We start from the raw sequence: 11,724 nt of genomic DNA on the forward strand, positions 1-11,724 counted from the left end.
TCGTTCCAAGTCACTCACGTTCCAAGTCATTTTCGTCCAGCGGGGACTCGACCGGATGGTCCGATAGCTTTCCATCCGGCAGGGCCTCTCCCGTCCCCGCGTCGAGACGCCTCACGCGCACCGTTCCGTCGGCCGCGATCACCCGAAGCTCGTACACATAGCGGCCCCCATCGCGATCGAGATCGGCGCGGAGCAATCGGTCCCCCCGCATCTGGGAGCGCGCCATGATTTCATGAAGGGGCAGAATCTGGCGCGCCTGCAGCGCTGACAAGGCGCGATCCTGCACTTCGACCGCAAATACGCCGTGCGCGCCGCTCAACGCCGCGACCGCGACAAAAAGGGTCCGTAGGAAGGCCTCACGCGCCGGCCATCGGACGACAGACCGCTTCGTTGGGAATAGCGCCGTCCTTATCAGCGACATCACTGCAACGCCTCCATTATCCGGCCTTTTTCAAGCGCACGTAGTTGGTCTTTTTCTCCTGCGGCCCGACCTTTGGCGCAGCTTCGGCGCGAAGAGACGGTCCAGGTCCGGCAAACCGGGCGTAGAGCGCCGGCAGCACCACGAGAGTCAGCAAGGTTGCGGTGATCAGGCCGCCGATGACGACAGTGGCGAGCGGCTTTTGCACTTCGGCGCCAGTGCCGGTCGCGATCGCCATCGGCACGAAGCCGAGCGAGGCGACGAGCGCCGTCATAGCGACCGGCCGCAGGCGTGTGAGGGCGCCTTCGTAAATCGCCTCGCGCGTCGGGCGGCCCTCGGCGATCAACTGCTTGATGAAGCTCAGCATGACGAGGCCATTCAGCACCGCCACGCCCGAAAGCGCGATGAAGCCAACCGCCGCCGACACCGAAAACGGTATGTCGCGAAGCCACAAGGCCACAACGCCGCCGGTCAGCGCCAACGGCACAACGCTGAACACCAGGGCGGCGTCGCGGACGGAGCCCAGCGCGTTGAACAAGAGGAGCAGAATCAGCGCGAAACAGGCGGGCACGACAATCATCAGCCGCTGCCGCGCGGCGGCGAGATTTTCGAATTGCCCGCCCCATTGCAGATAATAACCGGCCGGCGTCTCCACGCGCTTTGCGATCTTCGCTTGCGCTTCGTTCACGAGAGAGCCGATATCCCTGCCGCGCACATTGGCGGTGACGACGACGCGGCGCTTGCCATTCTCGCGGCTGATCTGATTCGGCCCCTCGGCGAACTCAAAGCTTGCGATCTGGCGCAAAGGAATGGTCTGGGCGCCGACGCCTTGGCCGGCGCTCGGCAGCGAAATGGGCAGATCCTTCAAGGCCTCGATATCGGAGCGCAACTCGTCGGGCAAACGCACGATGATCTGAAAGCGGCGGTCGCCCTCGAAGACGAGACCGGCGACGCGTCCGCCGACCGCCGCGCCGATCACGTCCTGCACGGCGGCCAGACTGAGTCCTCGGCGCGCGATCTCGGCCTTGTTGATCTTGATCTCCAAGACAGGCAGCCCCACCGTCTCCTCTACCTTGACGTCGGTCGCGCCCTCCAATCCGCGCAGAAAATCGGCGATCTGGTTGGCAATGTGCAGCATCGGCTCGAATTCTTCGCCGAAGACCTTGACCGCGAGGTCTTCGCGCACGCCTGCGATGAGTTCATTGAAGCGCATCTGGATTGGTTGGGAGAAGCCGATGACATGGCCGACGAGCATCGCGGCTTTCGCCTCGATCTGCTTGATCAGTTCCGCTTTCGTGAGATGCGGATCCGGCCATTGATCCTGGGGTTTGAGAATGACGTAACTGTCCGTCGCGTTGGGCGGCATGGGATCGGCGGCGATGTCCGGCGTGCCGGTCCGCGCGAACACAAAGGCGACCTGGGGAAATTGGGCGAGGAGATTTTCGATATCGAATTGCATCTCCTGCGATTGCGAGAGCGCCGTGCTCGGGATGCGCCGCGCCTCGATGACAATGTTCTTTTCGTCCAGCGTTGGCGTGAACTCCTGGCCCAAGCGCGTGAACAGGACGAGGCCCCCGGCAAACAGCAAGATGGCGCCGAGGATCACCGGAATGGGAAAGCGTATGGCCATCCTCAGCACCGGCCTGTAGACGCTCTTGAGCGCGCGCATGAACAGGTTTTCGCCTTCCTCGATCCGGCCGGTGATCAGAATCGCGATCATCGCGGGAACGAAGGTGAGCGACAGCACGAAGGCGGCGGCGAGGGCGATGATCACGGTGATCGCCATCGGCTCGAAGGTCTTGCCTTCGACGCCGCTAAACGTGAGGAGCGGCGCATAGACGAGAATGATGATCGCCTGCCCGTAGACGCTTGGGCGGATCATCTCCCTCGCCGCGTCCTGAACGGTCGCGAGACGTTCGTCGAGCTGCAACATTCTCCCCAGCTCATGCTGGCGCAAGGCGAGGCGCCGCAGGCTGTTCTCGGCGATAATGACGGCGCCATCGACAATGAGGCCGAAGTCGAGCGCGCCGAGGCTCATCAGATTCGCGCTGATCTTGCTCTCGAGCATCCCCGTCGCGGTGAGCAGCATGCTGACCGGAATCACCAGCGCAGTGATGACAGCCGCGCGGAAATTGCCGAGGAGCAGGAAGAGCACCAGGATGACGAGGAACGCCCCTTCGGCGAGGTTCTTCGCCACGGTCGTCACGGTGGCGTTGACGAGCTCCATGCGGTTGAGGACCACCTTTGCGCGAATGCTCGGCGGCAGGGACCGGCTGATCTCCTTGAGCTTGGCGTCGGCCGCCGCCGCCACCGTTCGGCTATTGCCGCCAAGCAGCATGAGCGCGGTGCCAAGCACGATTTCCTTCCCATTCATGCTCGCGCTGCCGGTTCTGAGCTCCTTCCCGATGCTGACATTGGCCACGTCCTTGACCCGCAACGGCACCCCGCCGCGCGTCGCGACGATGATCTCGCCGATCTCGGAGATGTTCTCGATCCGCCCGCCCGAGCGCACGACAATGCCTTCCCCATTGCGCTCGATGTAGTTGGCGCCCCGGCTGACATTGTTGGCCTCGATCGCGCTGACAATGTCGTCGAAGGAAAGGCCGTAGCCGATCAGCTTCGCCGGATCAGGCTGAACCTGGTATTGCTTCACATAGCCGCCGACAGCGTCGGCGCCGGCGAGGCCCTGCACGCCCTTCATCTGCGGGCGAATGATCCAATCCTGAACGGTGCGCAGATAGACCACGCGCTGGAACTCGTCCGTCAGGCGCTGGCCTTCGGGAGTCAAATAAGCGCCATCGCTCTGCCAGCCGGGCTTTCCGTCCTGCACAGGGACGCCCTCGCCAGGGGGGGCGTATTCGACCGCCCACCAGAAAATCTCGCCAAGGCCGGTCGAAATCGGTCCGAGCTTCACCTCAACGCCGGGAGGGAGCGTTTGCTTGACCTCGATCAGGCGCTCATTGACCTGCTGACGGGCGAAATAGATATCCGTCTTGTCGCTGAATACGGCGGTGACTTGGGCGAAGCCATTGCGCGAGAACGAGCGCGTATATTCGAGGCCAGGCGTTCCCGCGAGCGCGGTTTCGATCGGGAAGGTGACTTGCTTTTCGATTTCAATGGGCGAGAGCGCCGGAGCGACGCCATTGATCTGGACCTGGTTGTTGGTGATGTCCGGAACGGCGTCGATCGGCAGTTGAAACAACGACCAGACGCCCAGCCCCGCGGCGGCGATCGTCATCAGAACCACGGCCCAGCGGCGCTGCACCGAAAAGGCGAGAACGCCTTCGATCATGATCGCCTCATTCTCAATTTCCGCTCAATCCTCGGCCAGAGTCTTGCCAAGCTCCGCCTTGAGCTTAAAACTATTCTGCACAGCGATCGCCTCGCCGGGCTCAAGGCCCGAGACAATCTCGACGGCGCCGGCGTCCCTTCGTCCAAGGACAACCTTGCGCATTTCGACTCCCTCCGGCGTGCGCACGAATACGGCCGGCCCACCGTCGATCATCTGCAAAGCGCTCGCGGGGACCAAAACCCGAGCCGGCCGCTCGTCCATCGCAACCTCGACCGTCACGAAAACGCCCGGCCGCCATACTCCGTCCGGATTGGGGACCCGCGCCACGACCCGGGCCGCGCGCGTCTCCTTGTCGACCAGGGGACTTATGAAGATGATCTTCCCTTCGGTCTTCTCGCCGACCCCGCGGGCCGCGATCGAAACGGTCTGTCCCTCTTTGATCATCGGCAGGTCGCTCGGCGTCACCGCGAATTCGACCCAAACCTCGTCAAGGTCGACAATCACGAACAGCTCGGTTTCCAGATTGTCCCGCCCGAGCATGGAGCCGACATCGACCTTGCGCTCCACGACCCGGCCAGCGATGGGCGCGCGGATCTCCTGATGCGTCAGGTTCGCCGCCGGCTGTCCCGGCAGCGCGGCGATCTCCTTCTCGCCAAGTCCGAGAATGAATAGCTTTTCTCGCGCGAGCTCGACCTTGATTCGAGTCTCTTCGGCCGCGGCTTGGGCGCGCAGGAACAGTTGCTCGGTCGAGATCCGCTTGTCCCAAAGCCGCTTGGCGCGTTCGAACAATGTCTGCTGCAAATCATTCAAGGTGTGCGCCGCCAGATACTCGCTCTTGGCGTCCCCCATCTCGCGGCTCTCGAGAACCGCCACGACCTCGTCCTTCGCGACGGGGTCGCCAAGATTCTTGCGCAGCTCCGAAACCATCCCGACGAGCTTGACGGAGACGCGCCCAATCCGGTTGGCGCTGGGCGCGATAACGCCTGGGGCAGTGAGATGGTGAGTGAGAGCGCCTCCTTGAACAGGCGCGAATGCTATGCCGGCGGCCGCGATCTGCTCTGGAGAGAGCTTGATCCGGCCGGCAGGACCCGCCGCCGCCGGCGTCTCCACCTTGGCGGCGCCCTGTCCCGCGGGCGCGTCTTGCGCTCGAGTTGGGGGAGCCCCAATGGCCTCGGGCGCCGGCGCCTTGGCGACGCCAGGCCAGCCTAGGGTCGCAGCGCCGTTCCGGATGGCGTCCGATACGCCCGGCGAGAGCGCCCCGAAGGCCATGCCGACCGCGACAGCAACTACGATAAGGAGAAGCCACGGCAAAAAAGCAGGCAAGGAGGGACGCACCGCTCGCTCGAACGCGTCGCTGTTCTGATGGTCGGTGCGAAGAGGTAGCGACACTGAAGTTCCCGATAACTAGCCAGAGACATACCTACGCGCGCCGCACTGAACCCAACCTGAACAATCCTTGAATAGCGGGAGACGAGGCCGAAGACGCCGCAGTTCATGCATTTGATTTACAGAGTGCGGCAACGGCTCAATGTTCATCTCCGTGGCTTAGACCGCGCTAACAATCTCGTCACAAAAACTTCGCAAGAGCAAACAATTACAAAGGACTAACGTCTCTCACCTCAATATTTCCATCTTGACCCTTATTCTGCCCCGTTGTAGCTCAAACTAAAGTCTTTGGCTCGCCGGCGTTTGGCCCGTAGGCTGAATGAATAAGGGATCGCGTCCCTTTGCCGCTCCACCTCTCATCTCGAGAGATCAGATGTTTTGCGATCGCTTGCTTCGGGCGCTTTTGCCGGCGGTATGCGCCATGGCCTTCTGCGGCCTGGCTCGAGCCGAAGAAGCGGTGCTGACGACGCCCACGCCGCAAAACGAGTCGGCTTCCCCGGAGGATCAGCCTTCAATCTCTACCAGCGCACCCGCGCTCGGCGAATTCAAGAAAGCCTTGCTCGATCGCGGCTTCAACCTTCAGATCAATTACTTTGGTGAAACGCTCGGCAACACAGGCGGCGTCAGGCAAGGCGCCATCTATGAAGGTCTTTTGGAAATGTCGATCGACGGCGATCTCCAAAAGATCGCCGGTCTGAAAGGCGCCTCATTCCACGTCAACGCCTATCAAATCCATGGCCGCGGCCTGTCAACCTATAATATCTTCAACTATTCGACCATCAGCGGCATCGAGGCGCGGCGAACGACGCGGCTTTTCGAGCTCTGGTTCGAACAGGAGTTCTTTGACGGCCTCGCGTCGGTCCGCATCGGCCAATTGGCGGCGGACACCGAATTTATCCTCAGCGACATTGACGCCCTGTATTTCAACGGCACGTATGGCTGGCCCAATATCACCTCGACGAACCTGCCCGGCACCGGGCCGCATTATCCAGTGACGACGCCCGGCGTTCGATTGAAACTAACTCCGAATGATCAAACCACCTTGCTGCTCGCGGTGTTCAACGGAGATCCCGCAGGGGTTGGCCTCGACACCGCGCTGACCGAAATCAAGAACCCAGCAGGCATCAATTCCCGGCTAAAGGACCCGCCGTTGGCAATCGCCGAGGCGCAATACAAATACACCCTGCCAATTGGGGCCGACGGGCTCGCCGGAAAGGTGAGGATCGGCGGCTGGCGCCACTTTGGCAAGTTTGACGATATTTATTTTGGCGTCGACGGCCTCTCGCTGGCCAACCCGTCGAGCAATGGAATTCCAATAACCCACGTCGGAGATTTTGGGATCTACGGCATTATCGACCAGATGATCTGGCGACTGCCGGGCGATGATCCCAAAAAAGGCATCGGCGTCTACGGCTTCGCAATGGCCTGTCCCCCCAACCGCAATTTAATGGAATTCGACGCCCAAATAGGCGTCAGTTTCGCCGGCCTTTGGGACAAGCGGCCGCACGACATATTTGGATTGGCGGCATCCTTTTCCAAGCTCTCCTCTTCCGTGCAGCAGTTGGACCGCGACGCCGCATTTTACTCCGATCCCTGGACGCCGGTCCGCAATTATGAGCTGGCTTTGGAACTAACCTACCAAGCGCAAATCGTTCCGGGCCTGATTATTCAGCCCGACTTCCAGTATATTTTTAATCCCGGCGCGGGCGCCGTCAATCCGATCAACCCCACGTTAGGCAAAATCCCTAACGCCGCGGTTTTTGGACTTCGCGTTGGCATGAAATATTAGAGCGATTTCGAGCCAACCGGTTGCCGCTTTGCTCGAAATCGCTCTAAAGGCGCGGCGTCGGCAAAGCGCCCGCCCGTATCGAATTGAGTTGCATGATCGCGCCATTGCCGGCGGACACGAGCTGCAACTTGTTGACTTCGCCCGGCTTCAAATAGGGAGTGAGATTGATCCGACTCCACAATCCGAACGGATGGGCATAGCTATTATAGTTGATTGGCTTGCCGTTAATCAGGATATGCCTGATCCACTGATCGTTGGAAGAGAGCTCCAGATAAACGGTCTGCCCTTTCCATTTGGCCGGGGCGTCGAAGTCGCGGACAAGGTGGCGTCCCTTCGCGCGGATCGGCGACGGCGCCTCGACAGGATCCGCGCCCTCTCTCGGGACGAGCTTCCACCCTGAGTTCAAGTCGATGGCCTCCTCCAGAGGCTGCCAAGCCTCCAGCCAAATGGCGCCCCCAAGGCCGGCGAACTGAGCTCCGCCCGACACGGTCACGGCCAAAACATTTTCGCCGGGATGGAGTTTGCTGGTGACGTCGTAATTCAGGGACTGCGTCCCGCCCTTCGCCGTATAGGCCGCAACTGGAACGCCGTTGACGAAGAAACGGCCGGCGTCAAATACGATCGGCGGGTCGAAACTGTAGAGAGAAAGAAGGATCCGCTTATTGCTCCAATCTGGAGGCAGGATGAATTTTTTCCGATAAACGCCGCCGCCGCGAGACTCCTTCGACGCCGGATCGAGGGGGCTCCAGGGTCCCACATTCAATTTCTTCCAGGACGCATCGTTAAACTCCGCCTTCATCCAGCTATTGGCGCGGCCTAGCGCGCCGTCAGGATCGGGTTGAAAACGCCAAGACTCGAAATTCATGACGTTTGGGCTGCCCGGCCCAACCGCCGGGAGAGAGGCCGACGCGGCGGCGATCTCTTCGGGCGCCCGCTTCCAGTAAACCGTTTTTTCCCGCCACCATGTTGGCAAGGCGGCGGCGATGGCGCGCCTTTTCACCGCGAAGGTCTTGACGCCATAAGCAGCAAAGTTGACGCCCTCGATCCAGACGCCGCCATTGTCCAGGCGGAAAGGCGCGGGAGCATTTGTCTGCAGATCGAGAACTTCGTCCGGGGGCTGATCCGTCCGCATCCAGACATCGGCGGTGCGGCTGGACTCGGTGCTGTTAATGGCGAGCAACCAGTCCTGGAGGCCGTTCTTCGTCACCATCTTCCTCGCCCAGATTTCCGGAATCGTGGCGTTTGCGTTTCGAGCCACGCCAGCATCTGTCAACAATTGCTCCAGGAACGCCCGATCCAAATCCGCCGGAGTGCGCCAGACCCCGGACAAATCCTTGCCAAATCGCCAAAATGTGCTGCCGAGGACGATGACCCGCCCTTTGCCAATTTTTCGGTAGCCGATCGCCGCGCCGCCATCCGCCCATCGCGCCAAAGGAATGGCGTCGGGCGCGGCCGGGGAAAGGACGCGGCCCCACCCTTCGAATTTTCTGCCCTCCCATCCCTTGAAAAGAGGGAGATCGCTGGCGAAACCTATCCGTCCGGCTTTGTCTTCGCTTGACGCCTTGAACCCGGTCAGGGCGGAGATCGGCGATGAGTCGGGCTCGAGCGCGGCATGGACGCCGGTATTGTGGAAAGCGACGAACGTGCCGCCCGCCTCCACATATTTCCGAATAGCGGCGACGGTGTCAGGCTCCATATATTCGCTGCCCGAATCGACCAGAAGCGGATAATCATTCAGCAGTCCGGCCTTCAGCTCACGCTCCCCGGCATAGCCATTGTCGTAATGAGCCTTCTGTAATTCGCCACGCCCGATGTCCCAATTGTTCGGCGAGTCCTTTCCAAGAATTCCGCTCTCTGAGGATCGAAACACGACGACCCCGGGCTTGCTGCGAAGATATTTCCCAAATAATTCGAGCGAGCGGCGGTGATTGGAGAACCAGCCGTCCTGCCTTTCCCGCAAAATATAATCCTCGACGTCCCAGAAAAAGGTGTGGGAGGAATCGGCGTCGAACATGATCCAGCTGAATTCCCGGTCCAGCACATCGCCGCGCGCGGAGCCAGATTCCTCGCCGGCTCCGTAGAAACCGGCGATGAGTCCAAGACCCGGCCACCAGGGATGATACCAAGCCTCCCGCCCGGTATGCTCGACCGCCATTCCAAAATCCGCCGCCAAGGCGGCCGAATGGTCGAACAGCTGATGCGAAGATCCCGAAAGGATCAGTGGACGGTCTGAATCAAGCCGCCGGGCAAGCTTGATCATATCGCGATGGTATTCGTAGATCGCCCAAGCCTGCCATTGACGGAAATCGCTGTAGCGGGCGTTCGCTCCCGGCCCCAGATAAGGCATATATTTGGGTTCATGCCGTGTAAGAAAAACCGCCCCGGCCAGCTTTCCATTGCTGGTCTCGCGGGCCTTTTTCAGGCGGACCGTCAATTCATTCCGTCCCGCCTTGAGAGCGCCGGTCGCGCGCATGGCGAAGGGGCCCTCCCGCGCCTCGCTGTCTCGAGGCGCCTCCAATTCAACTCCATTCAGCATGACGCGCGCGGCGTCCTTGCCAAGACCATCGCCAGCGAAGACCAGCCAGACATCCGGCGCCGCGTTCCCCGGCTCGCCGTTCTTTAACTCTGCCCGCCAGGCTGAAGGGTCGAATGTGGTTTGGAAAAAGCTCGCCTCGCTCGCGGGCAAAAGAAGCTGATCGTGAGACGGCGGCATCTCGACCGGAGCCCAGCCAGGCGCATCCGCCGCCGGAGGATTTTTTTCTTCCGCCTGGGCCGCCCGCCAGCGCCACCCCTCCGAGATCCGAAAGCTGTCAGGCCCAAGCCGGCCAAAGAATTCGTTGGCGTCGGGAACCTTCACATCCTCCCAATGGGCGAACCGCTTGGGATCGCCGTGCCATCGCTGTCCCGTCTCCGCCAAACTATAATGCTGGATGTCGCGCAGCCATTTCCGCCAGGAGGCTTCGCCATCGCGCGATTGGTCCCAGGAGAGGGTCGCCCGGTCATGGAAGCCGAACTCGATTCCCGGCGAGCCCGCGAAAACATACCAGCCGCCCACCGCCGCGGAACCGCGATAGCGCTCCATCGCTTGCCGCAGGAAGCCCAAATCGAGACGATGCCGCGTCTCCAGCGGCAGCCCCCAGGATTCATAATGGGCTCCCGCCATGCCGATGCCGTTCCATTGGCCGAGCAAGGTCGCATCCGAAGCCTTCATCATATGGTCGGGATCGGCGTTATATTCCCAAAGCGGCGCCTCCCCGCCCCCACCAGGGCCCGGCACGACCATTCCTCCCTTCATTTCCGCTTGGCGGACTTCATAATCGGTCGCCGTCCATTGGATCACGCCCGGCGCCGGACTGTCGAAATTGGGCAGCGGATGAAGAAAGGCCGCGCCGCCGCCAAATATGTTCAGGAAAGGCCAATGCGAGTCCAAACCCAATTTATGGACGGAATGCATGGGATGAACAAAGGCCTTGAGCGCCCGGTTGTCGTAAAAATCCAGGTACAAGGGATAAGGCTTCGCTTGGCGGCTCGTCACATCGCCGCCGGCCAAGAGCGGCTCATTGCCGGCCAAGACCTCCACCTGACGCGGGTCAGACGCCCCCAGGATCACCACGGCGGCCCCGGCCCTGGCGATCGCCGCCGAGCCTTGTCCCGGCAGCGAATGAACGGTCACGGGCTTGCCATGAACGGCAATCACGCTCTGGCGATCTTCCTGGCTCTTGTCCCAAAACAAATCCGCCAGGAGTTTTCCAAGCAGGATATCGGCCTTTTCAGCGTTCTCGCAGGTAAACGCCGCACGGTTCGCCGTCAGCTCGGCTGAAACCTTGCCATAGCCGCGCAAATCAACGGTTTCGGCGGCGCGTGCGGGAAGTCCGGCGAAGAGCAGCAATCCCGTAGCCGCGCAGGCGCCGATCGAAATGCGTACGGCCATCGTCTTCAAAAGCATCATGTGTTTTGGCGCCGTGTTGGAAACCATCTGGCGGGGCCGCCGCGCGCGCAAGGTACGCAGCCTTGGCCCGCCGTTCAAGGACGCCCAGCCTCTGTGCTTGGCCTGATGCGCGAGAACTTGATCAACGTGAACTCGAACGGTTTGGCGGCGGCGCGCAAATTTCCGCATGGGCCAGCGGCTACCGGCAAGGCCGACGGTTTAGCAGCAATAATAGCAATGCTATAACCATTTGCTATGCAGGCAATAACGACAAACGATTTTCTATATTTAATTTTATAGCGTAAAATTAGATTAAGCCAAAGCACAAGCATATCTAGCAAAGACAATGCCTTGTGGTGGCGACCTGTTATTAAGCAAAAGAGGCATGTGAGATGAGTTTAGTTTCTGACACAACCACTGCCCGCGCGGAGGCTGGAGCCCTCTCCGCCGCTACGCCCATATGGAATCCGGTGCCGATGTTCATCGGGGCCGGAGTTATGTGCGCCTTCTATCTCGGCGTGCGCATCTACGAGCAGAAATTCGGCTGGCTTTACGGGCTCGACTCCTTCGCCCCTGAATTCCAGACCTATTGGATGCGCATCCTCTACATCGAAGAGCCCGTCGAACTGATCTCCTTCCTCGCGATCGTCGGCTATCTCTGGAAGACCCGCGACAAGGACCTCGCCAATGTCGCCCCCCGCGAAGAACTGCGCCGCATCTTCTACCTGTTCAACTGGTTGATCGTATACGCCATCGCGATCTACTGGGGCGCCAGCTACTTCACCGAGCAGGACGGCACCTGGCACCAGACGGTCATCCGCGACACCGACTTCACGCCCAGCCACATCATCGAGTTCTATATGAGCTACCCGATGTATATCATCATGGGCGTCGGCGGCTTCATGTATGCC

6 protein-coding genes are annotated in these 11,724 nt (G+C 60.9%); 2 read left to right on the forward strand and 4 right to left on the reverse strand.

What is annotated here, in order from left to right:
- Positions 1 to 10: 10 nt before the first annotated feature.
- Genes DL86_RS18780 through DL86_RS13080 form a run of 3 tightly spaced genes read right to left on the reverse strand, consistent with a single transcriptional unit; the run spans position 11 to position 5,099 of the window.
- Positions 11 to 421, reverse strand: coding sequence for a PepSY domain-containing protein (locus DL86_RS18780; RefSeq protein ID WP_051953374.1), 411 nt, complete (start codon positions 419 to 421; stop codon positions 11 to 13).
- 16 nt (positions 422 to 437) lie between these two features.
- Positions 438 to 3,710 carry an efflux RND transporter permease subunit gene (locus tag DL86_RS13075; protein ID WP_051953376.1) on the reverse strand — a complete coding sequence of 1,091 codons (3,273 nt, stop codon included), beginning with the start codon at positions 3,708 to 3,710 and terminating at the stop codon, positions 438 to 440.
- A gap of 24 nt (positions 3,711 to 3,734) precedes the next feature.
- Positions 3,735 to 5,099: an efflux RND transporter periplasmic adaptor subunit gene (locus DL86_RS13080; RefSeq protein ID WP_245276369.1), complete on the reverse strand. Its 1,365-nt coding sequence runs from the start codon at positions 5,097 to 5,099 to the stop codon at positions 3,735 to 3,737.
- Positions 5,100 to 5,517: 418 nt separating this feature from the next.
- Here DL86_RS13080 and DL86_RS13085 point away from each other — a divergent pair, with 418 nt between their 5' ends.
- Positions 5,518 to 6,885 carry a carbohydrate porin gene (locus DL86_RS13085; protein ID WP_162180434.1) on the forward strand — a complete coding sequence of 456 codons (1,368 nt, stop codon included), beginning with the start codon at positions 5,518 to 5,520 and terminating at the stop codon, positions 6,883 to 6,885.
- Positions 6,886 to 6,928: 43 nt separating this feature from the next.
- On the opposite strand, the gene DL86_RS13090 is transcribed toward DL86_RS13085, so the two are convergent.
- Complete coding sequence (locus tag DL86_RS13090) at positions 6,929 to 10,834, reverse strand: type 1 glutamine amidotransferase family protein (RefSeq protein ID WP_156964639.1); 3,906 nt, start codon at positions 10,832 to 10,834, stop codon at positions 6,929 to 6,931.
- A gap of 371 nt (positions 10,835 to 11,205) precedes the next feature.
- On the opposite strand from DL86_RS13090, the gene DL86_RS13095 reads away from it, so the two are divergent.
- A partial coding sequence (locus DL86_RS13095; protein WP_245276370.1) for a methane monooxygenase/ammonia monooxygenase subunit C occupies positions 11,206 to 11,724 on the forward strand: 519 nt, incomplete at its 3' end.

Origin of the sequence: Methylocapsa aurea (genome assembly GCF_000746085.1) — a bacterium.
In the GTDB taxonomy this organism is placed as follows: Bacteria; Pseudomonadota; Alphaproteobacteria; order Rhizobiales; family Beijerinckiaceae; genus Methylocapsa; species Methylocapsa aurea.